Origin of the sequence: Bradyrhizobium sp. AUGA SZCCT0105, assembly GCF_018129565.1 — a bacterium.
GTDB lineage: Bacteria > Pseudomonadota > Alphaproteobacteria > Rhizobiales > Xanthobacteraceae > Bradyrhizobium.
This window is the reverse complement of record NZ_JAFCMK010000002.1, coordinates 608,045-628,799: the sequence shown is the minus strand read 5'-3', so window position 1 is coordinate 628,799 and position 20,755 is coordinate 608,045. Positions and strand designations below refer to the sequence as shown.

Sequence of the window (20,755 nt, the reverse complement as noted above, 5' to 3'; positions counted from 1 at the left end):
GTTCTGCGATGGTTCGAACGCTTACCCCAGCCGTCCCGCGGCGTGGGCGAGCAGGGTGTAGACCAGCCCGGTTTCCGAGGTCAGGTGGCTGCTCAGCTCCTGCTGGCCGCGGCCTTCGCGGGCGACTTCGTCGAGCAGGCGCTCGAACTCCGCGATGTAGCGGTCGACCGTCTGCTTGAAGCCGCGGTCGGCGCGGTACTTGCGGGCCACCTCATCGAAGGCCTTCTGGCCGGCCGGCGTGTAGAGGCGCTTGGAGAACGCCTTGTTCTCGCCGCGCTGGTAGCGATCCCACATCTCGGCCGCAAGCGTGCGGTCCATCAGCCGGCCGATGTCGAGCGACAGCGATTCCAGCGGATTGGCGGCCGGCTGCTGCTGCGGACGCGGGCGCTGCTGGGCGTCGCGGTTCTGCGGGGCGGGCGGCGGCGCGTCACTGCGGTTGAGCAGGTCGGACAGCCAGCCATCGCCGTTGTTGGGGCCGGCCGGGCTGACCGGCGGGGCCTCGGTGCGGCGCGAGGTCGCCATGCCGAGATCCGGCGGCGGCAGCGTCGAGGCGCTGTTGCCATTGTCGCGCACGCTGTCGCGCATGCGCACGTCGCCGCGGCCGCCGGCGGCAGCCATCACCGGCTCCTCGTGGCGGACGCTGGCGCGGTTGGACGAGACCACGTCGAGCCCGCGGCCGTGATGGGCGACGATGCGGTTCAGCTCGGCCAGGGCCTCGATCTGGTCGACGATCACCTTGCGCATCTGCGCAGTGTTTTCGGCGGCCTCCTGAGGCATTTCCAGCACGCCGCGGCGCAGCTCGTTGCGGGTGGCCTCGAGCTCGCTGTGCATCTCGCTCGCCATCTGCTTCATCGCCGTGACCATCGCGGAGAACTTCTCCGTCGATTCCTTGAACATCGCGTCGGTCTCGGCGTTGCTCTGCTGGTAGAGTTCGCTCATGGCGTCGACGGTCTGCTGACGCTCGTTCTCGGCGGCCATGCGCACCGCCTCGAACTGCTTGCTGATCGCAGCCGAACCGGCGCCTGCGGTCTCCGCCACCACGCGTGCGATGTCGCGGGCGCGTTCCTCGGCAGCGCCGAGCGATTCATCGAGCAGACCGGTGAAGCGCGACAGCCGCTGGTCGAGATCGGTGGTGCGCAGGTCGATGGTGGTGACCAGCGATTCCAGCGCCGACTTGCGCTCGCTGACGGAGGCCGTCGTCGAGCGGTTGGCCTGCTCGACCACGGCAGCCGCCTCGATCAGCGCCTTGCCATGGGTCTCGAACTGGCTCGACAGCGCGCCGAGATCTTCCAGCGCCTTGCCGGTCTTGCTGTTGAACACCGTGAGCTGGTCTTCCAGCGTCTGGGTCGCCACGCCGTTGCGCGAGGTGACGTCGTTCATGGCGGACACGAAGTCGGCCACGCGGGTCACCAGCGCGCGCTCCAGCGAGTTGAGGTTGTCGTGGGCGCCGGTCAACACTTCCTGCAGCAGGATGTTGCCCTCGCGCAGCCGCTCGAACAGCGCCACCGTATCGGTGCGCAGGATCTTGCTGGTCTCCTGCATCTCCGTGACGGCCGAGATCGAGACCTGGCGCGACTGGTCGATCGCCGCGCGCGAGGCCTGCTCGAGCTCCTTGAGCGACTTCGCCACCGCGCCGGTCGCCTGATCGCCGGCCGAGGTGATGTTGCGCGCGACATCGCCGCCGTGCGCCGCCATCGACTGCGAGAAGGCGAGGCCGCGGGTTTCGATCGCCTTCAGCGCGTCCGCGGTGGCGCGATCCATGTCGTTCGACAGCTGCGTGGTCTTGGCGGTCAGCGCCTCGACCAGCGAGCCGCGGCGGCCATCGACCATCTGCGACAGCCGCTCGGTCTGCTGCTGCACATAGGTGACGATCTCGTCGGTCTTGCCGGTCATCGCCGAGCCGAATGCGCTGGAAGCGGACAGCACCGAACGTTCGATGTCGGCGGAGGTCGTCTTGACCTTGGTCGTGACCTCATTGGACATGTTGACCAGCGCAGCCTGTGCGTTCTGCGCAGAGGTCTGGATGTTGTCGGTGGTCTTGGCCGTGACTGAACCCAGCGCGCGCTCGATGTCGGTCGAGAGCGTGCGGATCTGGGCGGCGGCATCGGCGGAGGTCGCCGCAAACGAGCTCTGGGCCTCGCGGGCGCTGCCCAGGATGGTCTGTGCAGTCTCCGCGCTGGTCGTGGTCAGCGAGCGCTCGATCTCGACGGAGATCGCGCGGATCTGGGTTGCGGCCTCGTTGGACGTTGCCACGAACGAGTTCTGGGCATCGCGGGCGCTGCCGAGGATCGTCTGCGCGGTGTTGGTGCCGACCGACGTCAGGGTGCGCTCGACATCGGCTGCCAGCGACTTGACGTGGTTGGCCGCTTCGGTCGACGCGGTGACGAGGGTGTTCTGCGCCTCGCGAGCGCCGGCCGTCAGCACCTCGACGGTGCCGGAACCGGCCATCGACAGCGCGCGCTGGATATCGGCGGCAAGCGCCGTCACCTTTGTCGCAGACTCGGTCGATGCATTGACCAGCATGCTCTGGGCTTCACGCGCGCCTGATGTGATCGATTCCGCGGTGGCGGAGCCTGCCATCGACAGCGAGCGCTCCATGTCGGCCGCGAGCGTGCGGACCAGATCGGTGGCCTCGGTGGATGCGCCGGCCAGCGTGCTCTGGGCCTCGCGCGCGGCGGCGACGACGGCTTCCGCGGTGGCGGAGCCCGCCATCGACAGCGAGCGCTCGATGTCGGCCGACAGGGTGCGGACCAGATTGGTGGCGTCGGTCGACGCACCAGCCAGCGTGTTCTGGGCCTCGCGGGCGGAGGCGACGACGGCTTCCGCGGTCGCGGTGCCGGCGGTCGAGAGCGAGTGCTGCATGTCGGCCGCGAGCGTGCGGACGAGATTGGTGGCTTCGGTCGACGCGCCGGCCAGCGTGCTCTGGGCTTCGCGGGCAGAGGCGACGACGGCTTCCGCGGTCGCGGAGCCGGCCATCGAGAGCGAGCGCTCGACGTCGCTGGCGAGCGACTTCACCTGACCCGTGATGTCGGCTGACGTCGCGATCAGCGTGGTCTGGGCCTCGCGGGCACCGGTCATGATCGCTTCGGCGGCCGCCGAGCCGGACATCGACAGCGATTGCTCGACGTCAGCGGCCAGCGACTTGACCTGGCTTGCGGCTTCGATCGAGGCCGAGACCAGCGTGGTCTGCGCGTCGCGGGCGCCGGACAGCACCGAGGCTGCGGTGGCGCTACCGGCCGCCTGCAGCGTGCGCTCGACGTCCTCCGACAGCGCCTTGATCTGCGAGGCGACGTCGCCGGATGCGGAGACCAGCGAGACCTGGGCGTCGCGGGCACTGGTGAGGATCGAGTTAGCGGCGCTGGTGCCGACCGCGGTCAGCACGCTCTCGACCTCGGCGGAGCTCTGCTTGAGCTGGTTGCCGACATCCGCGGACACGGTGAGCAGCGCCTGCTGCGCGGTGCGCGCGCCGGTCTGGATGGTTTCGCTGGTGTTGACCACGAGGTTGGTCAGCGAGCGCTCGGCGTCCTCGACATGGGACTTGATGCTCGACGACAACATTTCGGCGCGGGACATCAGGTCCTCGCTCGCCTGGCGGCCGCTGCTCTCGATGCGGCCGGCGACGGCCTCGACGCGCGAGCCCAGCAGGTCCTCGAACTGCGCGACGCGGGTGTCGATGTCTCCGGCGATGACGCCGACGCGGCTCTCGATGCCCTGCTGGATATCGGCGAAGCGCGCCGAGATGGTGTCGGTCACGTTCGAACTATGGCCACTGATGGTCTCGACGAGGCGGCTGTTGTGACCGTTGATGGTATCGGCGAGGCGAGTGCTGTGGCCGTTGATGGTGTCGACCAGGCGGTTGCTATGGCCGTCGATGGTTTCGGTGACGCCGTTGATGCGATGGTCGACCGCGGCGATCGCCTGCACGGTGCCCTCGGTCAGGGTGGTGGTGAGCAGGCCGAGGCGCGAGTCGATCGAGTGGATCGCCTGGGTGGCGCCTTCGGTCAGCTGGGTCGCGAGCGTGCCGAGATGGCCGTCGATGGTGTCGGTGACCGACTTGGCGCGGCTCTCGAAGGTGACTTCGAGCGTCCGCATGCGGCCGTCGATCGCGTCATCCAGCGACTGCAGGCGGCCGTCGAACGTGCCGATCTTGGTGGCGAGCGAATTGTCGAACGACGACAGCTTGTCGGTCAGCGAGGCGTCGAGATGGGTGACGCGGCTGCCGAGCGTGGTTTCGAACTGCAGCAGGCGCTGGTCGAGCGAAGCGGTGATCTCGCCGCTATTCGTGGTGACGCGATTGTCGAAGGTGTCGACATAGGTCTTCAGGCTGTCGGCGATGTCCTGGGTCCGCTGGCCCATGCGCTCGACGATGTCGCCGCCGAACGTCTTCACGGTGCGGTCGAATTCCGAGATGTGGCGGGTGATCAGCGCGCCCAGCGTGCCGGAGTCGCGGGCGAACTTCTCGGCGAGCTCGCTGCCGTGGTTCTTCACCAGGTCGTCGAACGCGCTCATCTGCAGCGACAGCGAGTCGTGCGCGGTCTCGGTCTGGCCCACCACCTTGGCGACCAGCGAATTGACGGTGACGTCGAGCGCCTCGCTCGCCCTGTCGCCGGACGTCATGATCTGGCCGGCGAGGCGGTTGCCGGCGTCGTCGATCTTGCTGACGAGGTCGTTGCTGCGCAGCTCGAGCTCGAGCAGCAGCGAGTCGGCGGAATTCTTCAGGGAGTCGTGAACCTCTTCGGTGCGGTCGGAGATGCCGTCGACGATCGCAGACGAACGCTGCTCGAACTCGCCGGTGATGCGGTCGACGCGTTCGTTCAGCATCTCGTGGACGCGATCGGCGAGATCGACGAACTCGTCATGGACGTGGCCGGTCTTGAAGTTGAGGCTGGTGGTGAGCCGCTCGGAGGCGTCCATCACCGCGCGCGTGGTCTCGGCGCTGGCTTCCTCGAGGCGGTCGAGCAGGTCGCCGCCGCGCTCGCCGAGCGCGAGGATCATGTTGTCGCCGGCATGGCTCAGTGCGGTCGTGATGTGCTGGCCGCGCTCTTCCAGCGCGCCGGTGATGCTCTTGGCGACCTCGTCGACGCGCGAGGCAATCGCGTCCGAGATCAGCGCGATGTCGTGGCGCAGGTCGATCTGCACGCCGGAGATCGCGCTGCGCACCTGCTCGGCCTGGCCGACCAGATTGTCGCGCTGGTGGGCGATGTCCTGCAGCAGCGCGCGGATGCGCACTTCATTGTCGGAATAGGCGCGTTCCAGCGCCGCCACCTCGTTGGCAACCAGGGTCTCGAGTTCGCCGGCGCGCGCGATCGCGCGTTCGACACCGTCGCCCATCGCCGCGACCTCGCGGCGGATCGCCTGGCCGACCGTCACCATGGAATCGGCGGCGGCGTTTTCCGGCTCGGAGAATCGCATCGCGACCTGCGCCATCGATTGCGCGATCATCTGCATGCGCTGACCGTGCGAGGCGAGGCTGGCGAGATAATAGAACAGCAGCACCGGAACGGCGAACAGCGCGGCGAGGCCGGCGAGCACCAGGACGCCGGTGCCTTGGGCCATCGAAGCCTGTAGGGCCGGCCAGAACGCGACGGTGAGGATGACGCCGCCGAGCAGCCAAGCGCCGGAGCAGACGAAGAACAGCGTAAAGGCGTTGCGGGCGCGCCCTCCCTGCAGCGTCTGCAGCATCTGGCCGATGGTCTCGCGATCATCATTGGCGGCGCGGCGCGGCGCGCGCGGTTCCTCGATCGGCTCGAACACCGAACGATCGGTATTCGTACGGGACTCGAACGATGCGGCTGAAAAATCCGGAGCTGAAGGCGGCAGGCTCGGCGCCGCGGCGCCTTCGTTGAGGGAGCTGCGGCTCTCCGCGCCTTGCTCGCCGATGTTGAGGGCTTCCTGGATGGCAGAAAGCGCGACTTCGGTGGGATCTTTGACCTTCTTGGGAGTGTTCGCCATGTTCAGTCTGAGCCCTCTCACTACTTTACGCGTCGGCGAGCCTGCGAAACGTCCCCGCGCAAGCTCGAAGCCGGTGCCCACAAGCGGAGCGCAAGCGCCCCCTCGGCGGCTTGTCCGCTACATCCGCAAACATCCTATTGGGAGAGCGATGCGAATGAAATGCTTGCGATTAATACTTTCTTAATCATCGTTAACAGCTTTGCGCCATAAGGCCTTATGGGTACTCGAAATTCCTGCCGCAGAGGGCCGATTGTGTCCGGAAATTGTCCAGAATCGGGCGGTTTTGCCGATCATCCCGACAACAATTCGTTAACCAGTTTCGTGATTGGCTGGGCGAACGGTCCGCCGGTGAAGCCCGGCAGAGACGACAGGGACAGGCCATGCCGCTTCATCTCGAACGGGTTGAATGGACGCAATCGCCGCCGCTCGCGCCGGGCGACGGGCCGATCGACGTCGATCACCTTCGACGGATGACGCTGGGCGACCCGGGCCTGGAGCGGGAGGTGTTGGCGATGTTCTCGACCCAGTCGGCCCGGATCCTCGGCGAACTGGCTGCCCTGCCGCCCGAGGCTCCGACCCACGCCCACACCCTGAAAGGATCGGCGCGGGCGATTGGCGCCTTCGGCGTCGCCGAGGCGGCCGCCAACCTGGAAACCGCGCTCACCGCCGGTTCCGACCCGGCCCAGCCGCTCGCCGCGCTCGGGGCCGCGATTGCCGAAGCGCGCACGGCGATTGAGCTGATTCTGGGCCGCTCCTAAGCCTTATCGGCCCTCTCCACGGCCTGCGGCAACGGGTAGGGCGCCGCCCTGGCCGGCCGGCAGGTTTTCGGTCTCCGCGCTAGCGCTGTACGGATCGACCCGTTATACGACTGCCGGGACCTTTCCAACCATCGTCCGGCGCATTCCGGCAGCACGAGCAATCATGGCCAAAATACACTTTATCGACCATTCCGGAGAGAAACGCTCCATTGATATCGAGAACGGCGCGACGGTGATGGAAGGTGCGATCCGCAACGCCATTCCCGGCATTGAAGCCGAATGCGGTGGCGCCTGCGCCTGTGCGACCTGCCATGTCTATGTCGATGACGCGTGGCGCGAGAAGGTCGGCGCGCCGTCGCCGATGGAAGAGGACATGCTGGATTTCGGCTTCGACGTGCGTCCGAATTCGCGGCTGTCCTGCCAGATCAAGGTGACCGACGATCTCGACGGACTGGTCGTGTCGACGCCGGAGCGGCAGGCCTAGAGCCCTTCGTTCCGACTGAATCGGAGCGGGGCTCTAGATTTTGTTTTGACGCGTTTTCTTCACGCGAACCGGTATCCACTTCGCTCGAAAGCGCTCTGTCGTCCCCTATTCGCCGTCCGGGTTCACCCCGCGACGGACCCAGCGGCGGAAGTTCTGCTTGACCTCCGCCGGCAGCGGCGTCGGTCTGCGCGTGGCCTCATCGATCATCACGGTGACCGCCTTCGCCGATGCCACGCATCTCCCTTCCGAAAATACCACCTGATCGAAAGTGGTCGACGTCCGTCCGAACTTGACGAGACCGAGCCCGAGCTCGATCTGTCCCGGCCAGTGCAGCTCGGCGCGGAAATGGATGTCGAGCCGCACCATGATCCAGCCAAGCCCGGCCGGCATCAGCCCCATGCTGAGGTCCTTCACCAGCGTGACGCGGCCGGTCTCAAAATAGCTCGCATAGACGGCGTTGTTGACGTGCCCGTTCGGGTCGAGATCGGCAAAGCGCACATTGTCGGACAGGCGATAGGGAAACTCTTCCAGGCGCGGTGCATCGTCGGCGCGGACAGGGGCATTCACGAGGGGGATCTCCATCGGTTTCCCGCCCATACAGCCGAGTTGCGCAGGCTCGGCAAGGGGTTGCCGCGCCAGCCGCTGTCCCTATTATGCATGTCCCGATCCGGCCATACTTGGCTGGGCAGGCGAAAGCCGTCCAGTCGATCTCAACTGAAAAGAAGCGGATATGAGCGAAGCGATCAAAACCGATGTGCTGATAATTGGCGCGGGCCCCTGCGGACTGTTCGCCGTGTTCGAACTGGGCCTGCTCGACATGAAGGTGCATCTGGTCGACATCCTCGACAAAATCGGCGGGCAGTGCGCCGAGCTTTATCCGGAGAAGCCGATCTACGACATTCCCGGGATTCCCTTTGTCACCGGCCAGGGCCTGACCGAGCAGCTGCTGGAGCAGATCAAGCCGTTCGGCGCGACCTTCCACCTCAACGAGATGGTGGAGAGCATCGAGAAGATCGGCGATCCCCTGTTCCGCGTGAAGACCGATGCCGGCAAGGAGTTCGAGGTCAAGGTCGTCGTGATCTCCGCGGGCGGCGGTTCGTTCCAGCCGAAGCGTCCGCCGGTGCCGGGCATCGAGGCCTATGAAGGCACATCGGTGTTCTATGCCGTGCGCAAGATGGAGCAGTTCCGCGACAAGAACATCCTGATCGTCGGCGGCGGCGACTCCGCGCTCGACTGGACGCTCAATCTGCATCCGATCGCCAAGCGCATCACGCTGCTGCACCGGCGCGACGATTTCCGCGCAGCGCCGCACAGCGTCGAGCAGATGCGCTCGCTGGTTGCCGACGGCAAGATGGATCTGAAGATCGGCCAGGTCACCGGGCTCGAAGGCGCCAACGGTCAGCTCTCGGGCGCCGCGCTGAAGGGCAACGACAATGCGATGTCGACGATCACCTGCGATACGATGCTGCCGTTCTTCGGGCTCACCATGAAGCTCGGTCCGGTCGCGAACTGGGGCGTGGCGCTGGAGAACAATCTGGTGCCGGTCGACACCGCAGCGTTCGAGACCAACGTTTCAGGCATCTTCGCGATCGGCGACATCAACACCTATCCGGGCAAGCTGAAGCTCATTCTCTCCGGCTTCCACGAAGGCGCGTTGATGGCGCAGAAGGCGCACCGCTACGTGTATCCCGACAAGCGGCTGGTGTTCCAGTACACAACCTCGTCATCAAGTTTGCAGAAGAAGCTTGGGGTGAACTGATTCCACTCCAGCAGCGACCAATGCCGGGGGCATGGGCCATTGCCCGTGCGGCGCGGGTACTGGAACACTCCGCGAAATGGCCGTAGTCTGCTCGTAATCGAGTTTGTCGATTGATCAGGTGATGATGATGCGGAACACGCTATCCAGACTTCGGCTGATCCTGGCGATCGCTACGGCCTTTGCGCTAGCTGCTCCGCTTGCAGCTTCCGCGGCCGAGCTATCGGCGGCCGGACTCTGGCAGAAGATCGAAGACGGCAAGCCCGAAGGCTGGTTCCTGGTGATCGAGCGCAACGGCCTGTTCGAAGGCATGATCGCAAAGATGTTCTCAGCGCCCGGCGATCCGCCCAATCCGGTCTGCACGAAATGCACGGACGATCGCAAGGACATGCCGTGGCTTGGCATTCCCCTGATCCGCGACATGAAGCGCAACGGGCTCGCCTATGAAGGCGGCAACGTGCTCGATCCGCGCAACGGCAAGGTCTACAAGGCCAAGATGACGCTGAGCGCCGATGGACAGACGCTGACCATGCGCGGCTATCTCGGCATCTCGCTGTTCGGCAAGGACGAGGTCTGGACCCGGCTGCCGGACACGGCGATGGCGCAGCTCGATCCCACAATCGTCGCCAAATATCTGCCGGCGCAAGCCGCAGCGATGAAGCCGCCGCCGCCACCGGCGCCCTTGCCCGCGACGAAGCGGCACTAGACACCCTCATTGGGATCACGTTGGTTCGCGGCCGCACGCGTGCGGCGTCGCGAGCGTGCAGCGTTCAGCGTTGCACCGGTGCCATCGGCAATGGCGCGACCGGCTCGGAGATCACCTCAGGCACTGTCGTGTTCAACTGAAGCACGGTGGCGGCTGCGGGGACCGCGGCATCGGCCATCGCCGCATGTCCTTCGGCGCTCGGATGCACCGCGCCGCCATACACAGCCGACAGGATGCCCCATGTCGCATCGTGGATGTCGGTTGGCTGCATCGAGGACGGCAGGCCCTGCGGGTAGGTCATCGCCGCGAAATAGCTGTCATTGGCGTCGCGGATCCAGCGCGCCCGCGGCAGATAGGCGCGGTATTCGCCGGCGCTGCGGCCGCATTTGAGCGGCTGGTTGGCCGCGGCGACGATGTCGGAGACGAAGCTGTCGCCGTTGGCGGCGAAGCAGTCGCGGTCGAACTCCGGATCGGTCGACGCGCGTGCGCAGAAGCCGTGGCTTGCAAACGCATCCTGATGCGCATCGACGAAGGTCATGCGGTCGGCCTGCGGATTGCGGCAGATGATGCCGGACTGGCACTGCGCGATCGCCTTGAGCTGCGGCAGGAACTCGTTCTGCACGAAGCCCGAGACCGCCGCGAGCCGCTTCGGATCGGCGTTGAACGAGGGATGGATCTCGAAGCCGGCGCGGCCGCCGGGGCAGGGCGCGCCGCCATTGGCCAGCGCCGGATTGGCGTAGGCCGTGTAGACCACGTGCGAGAGGTCGCCGCCGACCAACGGCTTCAGCGCATCGCGCAGCTTGGCGAAGTCGGCCGGCAGGTCGCGCGCCAGTGCCGAACGGGCATCGTCGACGCTGGCCATCGAGCCGCCCTGGCTGAACAGCGCGCGTTCGGTCGGCGTGTCGACGATCACGTTGGCGACGAGGCCGGAGAAGTAGATGTCGTTGGCGCCGACCGACAGCAGCACGAGATCGAGCGTGCGGTCCGGCTGCCGGCGCTTGGCGGCTGCGAGTGCCGTGCGCAGCTCCGCGATCTGGCCATTGACGGTGCCCGAGCAGGTGTTGGCGGTTTTCGTCGGCAGACATTCCCGCGCCTGCTGCGAGCCGAGCAGGCCGTCGGCGATGGTGGCGCCGGTGCAGGCCAGCGGCAGATAGGTCACCGCGATGTGCGGATATTGCACGGCGAGCGCAAGCGCGGTGCGGGTCTGGTAGCTGTACAGCGAACGGTGACAGGCCGAGTTGAGCCACAGCGCGCTCTGGCGCTGCCAGTTGGTCAGGGTGTCGGGCGCTTCGCAGGCGCGGCCGCCTTTGTAGCCGGCGCGGCTCGGCCGGTAGTATTGCGCGCCGCCGAGATAGGAGCGGAAGCAGAACCCCTCGTCGGAAAGTGCGATCGCACGATCGGGATTGCCTTCGCCGGATGCGATGCTGTCGCCGAGGCCGGCGATCAGCAAATCGCGCACCGCGATCTGGGTCGTCACGCGCTGGTTGGCATCCGAGCCGCTGGCGACATCGACGGTCGCGACCGTGGTGCGGCCGTAGCGGACGCGCAGATTGACCGGCTCGGCGCAATCGAATGTCGAGGATTGCGGCCCGTCGCCGTCGTCGAACGACCAGGCGCAGGTCGCGCCGACCGGAACCGGACCCGTGAGCCGCACCACGATCGGGTGATCGATCGGCGTCAGATAGCTTTCCTTGACGTTGTCGCGGGTGCAAGGCTCGCTGACGCGGCCCTGCAGGTCGATGCAGAGCCGGTTGACCGTGTTGCGCGCCCAGCCGCGGCCGTCGCTTTGCAGTTCCAGCGCCTGCTCCGAGGCCAGCACGCTGCGGCCGAGCCCGCTTTCGACATGCAGACGGAAGTCGCGTTCCTCGCGGAACAGTCGGAAGCGGTTGCGGACCTCCCAGGAGATCGAGAGCTGGGTATCCTGCGCGTCGGCGGTTGACGCCAATACCGCCGCGAGCGCGCTGCCGAGCAGCACGCTGCAGACCGTGACACGAAACGAAAATCGAACCAGAAAGCCAATCATGGCGCGGTTTGACGCGAGTGGTACGGCGAAAATAAGAGAAGCGGCTGCAGAGACCAACAATCCGGGATCGAAACACCGGGACTGAAAGCAGGGGACCTTGGGGCCGATAACGTTCGCTGTTACCGTCTCAGCCGCCTGATCTGCTGCTGCCGGCTTTCGATCGGTTGCCGCACGGTCGCCGAAGCCGTGCAGGCTTGGCTGAGTCTTTTTCGTTCCTGCCAGGGCCGCACCACGTTGAGCCACAGCTCGCGCATGCCCATGATCGAGATCGAAATCCCGAACGGGATCAGGAAATAGAGGATACGGAACACGACCAGCGTCGCCAGCAATTGCTCCTTGCTGAACTCCGGCAGCGCCACCAGCATCGCAGCGTCGAACACGCCGATCGAGCCGGGGGCGTGGCTCGCAAAGCCGAGCAGCGTCGCCAGGATGAACACCACCGCCAGCGAGACGAAGTCGATATGCGGCTCGGTCGGCATCAGGAGATACATGGCGAGCGCGCAGAAGCCGAGATCGACCACGCCGATGACGATCTGCAGCAGCGTCAGCTTGGCCGAGGGCAGCACCACCTTCCAGCCGTTCTGGCCGAGCTCGCGGCGCTTCTCGCCGGTCAGGAGCCAGACGAAATAGGCGCCGATGCCGGCAAGGCAGCCGAGCGCGATCAGCCGGTTCATCGCCGGCGGCAGCAGGTCCATCGCCGACGCCGCCGCGGGGTGCCAGGCCATGCCGAAGCCGAGCACGAACAGATTGCCGAGCCAGAAGGTCAGGCCCGAGAGAAAGCAGATCTTGGCGACGTCGATCGCGGAGAGGCCGTAATCGGAATAGATCCGGAAGCGGATCGCGCCGCCGGTAAAGACGGTGGCGCCGATATTGTGGCCGATCGTGTAGCTGGTGAAGCTCGACAGCGCTGCGATCCGGTAGGGGACGTGGGTCTTGCCGATCGTGCGCAGCGCGAAGAAGTCATAGAAGGTCAGCGTGCAGAACGCCCCGACCACGCAGAGCGCCGCCAGCGCGATCCGGTGCGGCGCGATGTCGGTCAGCGCGGTGAGGATGATACCGGTATCGACGCCCTTCAGGGTGTGGACAAGCGTCGCGACCGCGAACGCGATGATGAGCACGCTCGCAGCGATCCCGAGCCGTTTCCAGCCGATCTTTTCCTTGAAGCCACGCCCAAGCGTGGTCAGCAGCCGAAGCATTCATCCTCCCGGCAGGGACAATTTCAGTGGGACCCAGTCACGGACGGCGACGGGTGACGGGCAAACGCACCGTACGCGATGACCCATAAGGCAAAACCGATGCGTTGTGCAGCCCTTGACAAGCCAACCTTCGGCTCCCGTCCAGCGTTGTTGTCATACTGGCTACATATGTTCTCGCGCTGCGGAATGTGAGTCGCAGCCATATCATCGTCCACGACGGGACCACTGCATGTTCCGCCATCCTTCAGCCGTTCCAGGCGATTTCGTCGATATTTCTGCCGTTTTGCCGCCGTCGCAGCGCAACTGCGGGGCCGTCGGAGCGGAGCGAATAGACGATATGCATCAGCGTGGGGGAGGTCCGGGCCGGCTGCGGCGTTTACCAAAGCGTGAAGTCGACGTGCGCATCTGCGTGATCCGGCTGTGGACCGCGGTTCGGGCCGGAATGAGGCGCCCTGTGGGCGGTCCGTAGGTCTATTGAGGCAAAACGCCGCGCAACAGCGCGCGGCGACGCGGCCCCGGCCAGCATGGCGATAGAACACTTCGATCCACAGCGAAGTATCATTGAGAAACGAAGACCTATCTATCGCATTGGTTGCGCAGAGCGAGGTCAAGACCATGCAACAGACATCCCTGAACCTCCGGCGCGTGCCGGATCAGCGCGCGGCGTCGCATCAGCAGCCGACCGGGCTTGCGGCGACGTTGACGCTCGCCGCAATGAGCCTCGGGTACGGCGTCGTGCAGCTCGACGTCACCATCGTCAATACGGCGCTCAACGCCATCGGCGGCTCGCTCGGCGGCGGCGTTGCCGAGCTGCAATGGGTGGTCAGCGCCTACACCATCGCTTTTGCCGCCTTCATCCTGACCGCGGGCGCGCTCGGCGACCGGATCGGCGCCAAGCGCGTTTTCATGGCCGGCTTTGCCATCTTCACCGCGGCGTCGGTTGGGTGCGCCGTCGCGCCTGATGCCGTGACGCTGATCGCCGCGCGCTGCGTGCAGGGGCTGGCCGCGGCCATCCTGGTGCCGAACTCGCTCGCGCTGCTCCGCCACGCCTATACGGACGACAAGGAGCGCGGACGCGCGGTCGGCGTCTGGGCCGCCGGAGCGAGCCTTGCGCTGACCGCCGGCCCGTTCGTCGGCGGCGGGCTGATCACGCTGGTCGGCTGGCGCGCGATCTTCCTGGTCAATCTGCCGATCGGCCTGGCCGGGCTGTGGCTTGCCTGGCGCTTTGCCGGCGAAACCACGCGCCATCTCCAGCACCGGCTCGATCTGCCAGGACAAATTGCGGCGATCGCCGCGCTCGGCACGCTGGCCGGCGCGCTCATCGAGGGCGGCGCGCTCGGCTGGGACAGCCCGTTCGTGGTCGCAGGCTTCGCTCTGGGGGCCGTCTTCTCCGTGCTGTTCATCTGGCATGAGGCGCGCACCGCGCAGCCGATGCTGCCGCTCTCGCTGTTCAGCAACAGGATGTTTGCCCTGACCTCGCTGGTCGGCCTGCTGGTGAACGTTGCGTTCTACGGGCTGATCTTCGTGCTCAGCCTCTACTTCCAGCAAGTCAACGGGCTGTCGGCGTTCGCCACCGGCCTCGCGTTCGTGCCGATGCTCGGCGCCGTGCTGCCCGTCAACCTGATCGCGCCGCATGTCGCGGAGCGGATTGGCGCGCCGGGGACGATCGCGCTCGGCGCCGCGATCTCGGCCGCCGGATGTCTGGCGATGCTGTTCATCGGTCCCGGTACCAGCTATTTCGCGATCTGCCTGCAACTGCTGGCAATCAGCGGCGGCCTCGGCCTGCTGGTGCCGCCCCTGACATCGGCGCTGCTCGGCAGTGCCGAGCCACAGCATGCCGGGATCGCGGCCGGGGTGCTGAATGCGACCCGGCAGACCGGCAGCGTGCTGGGTGTCGCGCTGTTCGGCTCGATGGTCGGCCGGTCCGCGGCCTTCATTTCCGGCCTGCATGCGGCACTCGTGATCTCCGCCGGCGTATTGCTTGCCGCCGCTGCGCTGATCTGGATCGGCGCATCATCACAAGCGCGGCAATGAGCGAGGCGGTCGTTGCGCGGTCGCGGCGCGGCATCTAACCTTGCGCCGTCGGGGACTGTCGCCGAGGGGGCTGATCAGATGCCTGCGCCAATCGACCGTCGTCTGTTGCTGCGCCGCGCCGCCATGCTCGGCGCCTCGCTGCCATTTGCCAACCTGATCGGTCCGGCCCGCGGCGAGGCGCCCGGCCTGATCGCGCGCAGGGTGTTCTTCGACAATCCTGACTACATCAACGTCCGCCTCAGCCCGGATGGGACGCAGCTGTCCTATGTCGCGCCGCTCGACGGCGTGAACAACCTCTGGGTCGCCCCGCTGTCCGATCTCAAGGCGGCGCGGCCGGTGACCCGCGTCACCGATCGCAACATCTCGGGCGGCTATCGCTGGGCGCATACCAACCGCCATGTGGTGTTCTTCCGCGAGCGCGACGGCGATGAAAACTGGCGCGCCGCCAGCGTCGACATCACCGACGGGAAGATTGTGCCGTTGACGCCGGAGACCGGCGTCAAGGCCTTCCTGCAGGAGTCCGATCGCAAATTCCCCGAGGAGATGCTGCTGCGGCACAACCAGCGCGACAAGCGCTACTTCGACATGTACCGCGTCAACATCGTGACCGGCGCCAGCGAACTCGTCTACGAGAACCACGACTATATCGCGCTGATTACCGACAGCACATTCCAGCTCCGCCTGGCGTCGCGCCTGATCGCCGACGGCTCCGCCGAGATGTTCGAGCGCGGTCCGGACGGCAGCTGGACGCCGTTCATGACGGTGCCGATCGCCGAGACCGATACGACCCAGCTGCTGGATTTCAGCGCCGACGGCAAGACGCTGTACCTGATCGACTCGCGCGGCCGCGACAAGGCGGCGTTGTTCGCCCTCGACATGGCGACGCGCCAGACCACGCTGCTTGCCGCCGATGACGATGCCGACATCGTGCGCGCGGTCTTCGACGAGAATCGCCGGCCACTGGCGGCGCTGGCGATCACAGACCGGATGCGCTGGCACGCCGTCGATCAAAGCGTCGCCAACGACCTCGCCGATCTCAGCCGCTATGGCGCCGGCGACATCAGCTTTGTCAGCAACAGCGACGATCTTCGGCTGGGCACGATCCATTTCGAGCGCGACACCGAGAGCGGTGAATATGCGCTGCTCGACCGCAAGACGCGCGAGGTGCGCAAGCTCTACACCCAGCACCGTGCGCTCGACGGTCTCGCGTTGCGCAAGCTCGAGCCGGTCGTGATCCCCTCGCGCGATGGCCTGCGTCTCAACTGCTACCTGACCCGGCCGGCCGAGGCCGCGGCCGGGGTGGTGCCGCTGGTGCTGGTGATCCATGGCGGGCCGTATTACCGCGACACCTGGGGTTTCAGCCCGGTCCATCAATGGCTCGCCAACCGGGGTTATGCGGTGCTTGCCGTCAACTACCGCGGCTCGACCGGCTTCGGCAAAGCCTTCATCACGGCCGCCGACCACGAATGGGGCGGCAAGATGCATGACGACCTGATCGATGCGGTCGATTGGGCGATCGCGCAAGGCATCGCCGATCCGAAGCGGGTCGGCTTCTTCGGCGGCAGCTATGGCGGCTATTCGGCGCTGGTCGCCGCGACCAAGACGCCCGACGTTTTCGCCTGCATCGTCGATCTGTTCGGCATCTCCAATCTCGTCACCTTCATGGCGACGATCCCGCCCTATTGGGGTCCGTGGATCAGCGTCTGGAAAAATCGGCTCGGCGATCCCGCCACCGAGTCCGGTCGCGCGTTCCTGGTCGAACGTTCGCCGCTGACCCACATCGAGCGTGCCGTGAAACCGATCCTGATCGCGCAGGGCATGCGTGACGTGAGGGTTGTGGCGGCCGAGTCCGAGCAGATGGTCAATGCGCTCAAGCAGCGTGGCGTGCCCGTGACCTACATCACATTCGCCGACGAGGGGCACGGCTTTGTGCGGCCGGAAAATCGGCTTGCCTTCTACGGCGTCACCGAAGCGTTCCTCGCCAAGCATCTCGGCGGTGGTTGCCAGCCGATCGGAAACGATTTCGCCGGCTCGTCGCTCAAGGTCGAGACTGGGGCCGAACTGGTGCCCGGGTTGCGCGGCTAAGACGAACTGCGCCAGCGGATTGCGGTTTTCCCCGATCGTCTCGCGTGCATTCAAGGCTTTTTCACCATGCGTGAAGCCTTGTTGCGGTGCGGTTACCGTTCGTACACGAATGCGCTTGTTTTTATGGGTCCATAAATGGGGCCTATAATGTATCGCGTTCTAACCTGTCTCACCCTGGAACATGACTGGCGGTTGGTCGTCCTCGGTGGCGTGATCTGTCTGCTCGCCAGCGCCGTCGCGATCAGCCTGTTTCACCGCGCTCGCGCCGCAGAAGGCCGAGCCCGCGAGATCTGGATCGGTCTCGATGCGGCAGTCGGCGGTTGCGGCATCTGGGCCACCCATTTCGTCGCCATGCTGGCGTACGATCCCGGCATCGAGGCCGGATACAACATTCCGATCACGCTGCTGTCGCTGGTGCTCGCGGTTGCGATCCTGGCCGTCGGCCTGGCGGTCGCAACGCTCAACGAACGCTGGCAGACGGTCGCGGCCGGCGGCGCGATCGTCGGCGTCGGTGTCGCGGCGATGCATTACACCGGCATGCTGGGGCTGGAACTGCCCGCGCGCATCGTCTGGGCGCCCGGCATCGTCATCGCATCGATCGTATTCGGAAGCCTGTTTGGCGCGCTTGCGCTGGTCGTTGCCACGCGCGGCGAACGCCTTGGCACCACAGCGGCTGCGACCGGTCTTCTGACGGTTGCGATCGTCTCGCATCATTTCACCGGGATGGGTGCGGTGACGCTGGTCCCGGATCCGACGATCGTTCCCGACGGACTCTCGGTCTCGCCGCGCGTGCTCTCCTTCATGACCGCGGTTGCGGCCTTCGCGATCCTCGGCCTCTCGCTGATCGCCTCCATCCTCGATCGTCGCGCCAAGACCGAACTTCACAAGCAGAAGGTGGTGCTGGATACCGCGCTCGAGAACATGTCGCAGGGACTGTGCATGTTCGATGCCGATGGCCGCATCATGCTGTTCAACGAGCGCTACACCGAGATCATGGGGCGCAATCGCGTGCCGCTGCAAGGGCGTCTCTTGATCGACGTCCTGCAGGACCTCCATTGCATCGGCGAGTGGGACGGCGATCCCGAGGAATTCTGCAACGCGCTCCTCGCCGAGGCAAAGGCCGGCCACAGCGCGACGCGGATCGTCAGCCGCAACGAGCGCGCGATTCGTGTCGTCGATCAGCCGATGAAGGGTGGCGGCTGGGTCGCGACCTTCGAGGACATCACCGAATGGCAGCAGGCCCAGGAACAGATTTCACACATGGCGCGGCATGACGCGCTGACCAATCTGCCGAACCGGACGCTGTTCCGTGAGCAGCTCGAGAAGGCTTCGAGACTGGCCAAGCGCTCCGACCAGTTGGCGGTGCTCTGCCTCGATCTTGATCATTTCAAGGAGATCAACGACACGCTCGGACATCCGATCGGCGACGCGCTGCTGCGAGAGGTTGCGCGCCGGCTGGGCGAATGCGTGACCGAGCACGACACCGTGGCGCGGCTCGGCGGCGACGAATTCGCCATCGTGCAGTTCTGCAGCAACTGCGAGCCGTCCGTGGTGGCGTCGTTGGCAAGTGCGGTGGTCGAGCGGATCGCCGCACCCTATGAGATCGGGGGCCATCAGCTCGTGATCGGCGTCAGCATCGGCATCTCGCTCGCGCCCGAGGACGGCAAGGATCCCGACGAGCTGCTGCAAAAGGCCGATCTGGCGCTATATCGCGCCAAGGCCGACGGCCGCGGCACCTATCGGTTCTTCGAGACCGGGATGGATGCGCGTGCGCAGGCGCGCCGCCTGCTCGAGCGCGACCTGCGGCTCGCGCTCCAGCGCGACGAGTTCGAGGTGTATTATCAACCGATCCGCGATGTCGTGGGCGATCGGGTCGTCGCCTTCGAGGCGCTGGTGCGCTGGAATCATTCGCTGCGCGGGCTGATCGCACCGAACAATTTCATTCCGGTCGCCGAAGAAACCGGGCTGATCGTGCCGCTGGGCGAGATCGTGCTGCGCAAGGCTTGCGCCGAGGCGGTGAGATGGCCTGCGGACGTCGCGGTCGCCGTCAACCTGTCTCCAGTGCAGTTCAAGAACCCGAATCTGGTGCCGTCGGTGAAGGCGGCGCTGGAGGCGTCGGGCCTGTCGGCGGATCGGCTCGAGCTCGAGATTACCGAATCGGTGCTGCTGCAGAACAGCGAGGCGACGCTCGCGGTGCTGCACGAGCTGCGCGGTTTCGGCGTCCGGATCTCGCTGGACGATTTCGGCACCGGCTATTCCTCGCTGAGCTATCTGCGCAGCTTCCCGTTCGACAAGATCAAGATCGACCGTTCCTTCGTGACCGACCTTGCGACGCGCGAGGACTCGATGGCGATCGTGCGCGCCGTCACCGGTCTTGGCAAAAGCCTCGGCATCGTCACCACCGCCGAGGGGGTCGAGACCGATACCCAGTTCGACCTGCTGCGTCAGGAAGGCTGCACGCAGGCGCAGGGCTACCTGTTCAGCCCGCCGCGGCCGGCGGCTGACGTCGCCAAGATGCTGCGCCGGGCGCCGGAACGGTCGGTCGCCTAGCTCCTGCGCTGGGCAAAATAGGCGCCGCAAAACGCCATCACGGCGCCGAGGCACAGCGCGGCGAGACCGGCGAGCACGGCGGAAATGGTCGAGACCGTGCTTGGCGCTGCCGCGGCCTGGCCGGCGCCGGCCAGCATCAGCACGCCGACGACGATCAGGAACTGGCGCATCCGCTGCGGGATCTGGCCGGCCACCGCGCTGTGCATCAGATTGGCGGTGAAGTAGCCGCCCGAAAACCCGACGCTCGCGATCAGCCACCACGCGATCGCCGCGCCTGCCGGCATGAACTCGTGGGTATCGGATCGCCACAGGCCGCCGAGATCGAGCCCATACCGCGCGCCGAGCATGTGCACGGCAAGCGCCAGCAGCACGCCGGATATCATCGCGCCGCCGAGAATGAGGTAACGCGGAAAATAGGTCGTCTCGGGCATGGCTCGCTTGTAGGATAGGCGTGACATCCCATGCAAGCGCGCGGATGTGTCTGAACAGGTGGAACGGCGGATTGCCAACAACGTTGCAGGACCGGCCGGAGGCAGGCGAGGGCGCAGCGGTGCGCTATGCCTACAAGGCCTCATTGATCGGCTCGGCGCACCAGTTCGAGCTGACCGACGACGGATTGTCGTGGCGGATCGCCGGCAGGTCGGGCGTGTGGGATTACAAGGACATCTCCGCCGTCAAACTGTCCTACCGCCCGGTCTCGATGCAGCAGCAGCGGTTTCGCGCCGATATCGACAATGCCAAAGGCGGGCGGATCGCGATCCTGTCGACCACCTGGCAGACCGCGACGCTGGTCGCGCCGCAAGGCCATCTCTACCGCGACTTCATCGTCGAGCTGCATCGCCGGATGCAGGCGGCGGGCAGCACGGCCAGGCTGGTCGGAGGCCTCGGGCCGAAGACATACACCGCGGCGCTGGCGCTGCTGGCGTGTCTTGCGGTGGCAATGACCGGATTGCTGGTGATGGCGCTGCTGGCTGCGAACTGGATGGGCGCGCTGTTCCTGGTCGGCTTTGCCGCGCTGTTCACCTGGCAGGTCGGCGGCTTCGTCACCCGCAACCGCCCGCGGCGCTACAACTTCGATCAATTGCCTGATGGGCTTTTGCCGAAGGCGGTTCGCAATCAGTGAGACGGCCGCTCTCGCGACCGGACTGTAAGCGGGCTGTAAGCAACACGCTGTAAGCTCCGCAACCGATTTGCTTCAAGCTGGAGTGTCA

The 20,755-nt window shown here is 66.1% G+C and carries 13 protein-coding genes; 8 read left to right on the top strand and 5 right to left on the bottom strand.

From position 1 onward, the window contains the following. Positions 1–21: 21 nt before the first annotated feature. Positions 22–5,952 carry a negative regulator of septation ring formation gene (locus JQ573_RS12085; protein ID WP_212310102.1) on the bottom strand — a complete coding sequence of 1,977 codons (5,931 nt, stop codon included), beginning with the start codon at positions 5,950–5,952 and terminating at the stop codon, positions 22–24. A gap of 380 nt (positions 5,953–6,332) precedes the next feature. On the opposite strand from JQ573_RS12085, the gene JQ573_RS12080 reads away from it, so the two are divergent. Together JQ573_RS12080 and JQ573_RS12075 are read left to right on the top strand one after the other, a co-directional pair. Next, on the top strand, positions 6,333–6,710 hold the full coding sequence (locus tag JQ573_RS12080) for an Hpt domain-containing protein (RefSeq protein ID WP_092115455.1): 378 nt from the start codon (positions 6,333–6,335) through the stop codon (positions 6,708–6,710). Between the two features lie 163 nt (positions 6,711–6,873). After that, positions 6,874–7,194, top strand: coding sequence for a 2Fe-2S iron-sulfur cluster-binding protein (locus tag JQ573_RS12075; RefSeq protein ID WP_092115454.1), 321 nt, complete (start codon positions 6,874–6,876; stop codon positions 7,192–7,194). Between the two features lie 105 nt (positions 7,195–7,299). Here the strand turns inward: JQ573_RS12075 and JQ573_RS12070 are convergent, their stop codons facing one another. Next, entirely contained in the window at positions 7,300–7,761 is a 462-nt protein-coding gene (locus JQ573_RS12070) for a thioesterase family protein (RefSeq protein WP_212310101.1), read from the bottom strand. 163 nt (positions 7,762–7,924) lie between these two features. On the opposite strand from JQ573_RS12070, the gene JQ573_RS12065 reads away from it, so the two are divergent. Then, positions 7,925–8,953, top strand: a complete 1,029-nt coding sequence (locus JQ573_RS12065; protein ID WP_212310100.1) for an NAD(P)/FAD-dependent oxidoreductase — start codon at positions 7,925–7,927, stop codon at positions 8,951–8,953. Positions 8,954–9,080: 127 nt separating this feature from the next. Further along, positions 9,081–9,656 (top strand): DUF2147 domain-containing protein, encoded by a 576-nt coding sequence (locus tag JQ573_RS12060; protein WP_212310099.1) that lies wholly within the window; start codon positions 9,081–9,083, stop codon positions 9,654–9,656. A gap of 64 nt (positions 9,657–9,720) precedes the next feature. Here JQ573_RS12060 and JQ573_RS12055 read toward each other — a convergent pair whose 3' ends face one another. Continuing rightward, positions 9,721–11,679 carry a hypothetical protein gene (locus JQ573_RS12055; protein WP_212310098.1) on the bottom strand — a complete coding sequence of 653 codons (1,959 nt, stop codon included), beginning with the start codon at positions 11,677–11,679 and terminating at the stop codon, positions 9,721–9,723. Positions 11,680–11,798: 119 nt separating this feature from the next. Next, positions 11,799–12,875, bottom strand: coding sequence for a YbhN family protein (locus JQ573_RS12050; protein ID WP_212310097.1), 1,077 nt, complete (start codon positions 12,873–12,875; stop codon positions 11,799–11,801). Positions 12,876–13,490: 615 nt separating this feature from the next. Between JQ573_RS12050 and JQ573_RS12045 the strand changes: the two genes are divergently transcribed. From JQ573_RS12045 to JQ573_RS12035, 3 genes are all read left to right on the top strand, one after another. Continuing rightward, positions 13,491–14,909, top strand: coding sequence for an MFS transporter (locus JQ573_RS12045; RefSeq protein WP_212310096.1), 1,419 nt, complete (start codon positions 13,491–13,493; stop codon positions 14,907–14,909). Between the two features lie 78 nt (positions 14,910–14,987). Then, positions 14,988–16,994, top strand: coding sequence for a S9 family peptidase (locus JQ573_RS12040; protein WP_212310095.1), 2,007 nt, complete (start codon positions 14,988–14,990; stop codon positions 16,992–16,994). A gap of 147 nt (positions 16,995–17,141) precedes the next feature. Next, positions 17,142–19,544, top strand: coding sequence for an EAL domain-containing protein (locus JQ573_RS12035; RefSeq protein ID WP_212310094.1), 2,403 nt, complete (start codon positions 17,142–17,144; stop codon positions 19,542–19,544). Here the strand turns inward: JQ573_RS12035 and JQ573_RS12030 are convergent. Next, complete coding sequence (locus JQ573_RS12030) at positions 19,541–19,975, bottom strand: hypothetical protein (protein ID WP_212310093.1); 435 nt, start codon at positions 19,973–19,975, stop codon at positions 19,541–19,543. The genes JQ573_RS12035 and JQ573_RS12030 overlap by 4 nt on opposite strands. An 83-nt stretch (positions 19,976–20,058) precedes the next feature. Here JQ573_RS12030 and JQ573_RS12025 point away from each other — a divergent pair, with 83 nt between their 5' ends. Further along, positions 20,059–20,667, top strand: coding sequence for a hypothetical protein (locus JQ573_RS12025; RefSeq protein WP_212310756.1), 609 nt, complete (start codon positions 20,059–20,061; stop codon positions 20,665–20,667). Positions 20,668–20,755 lie beyond the last annotated feature (88 nt).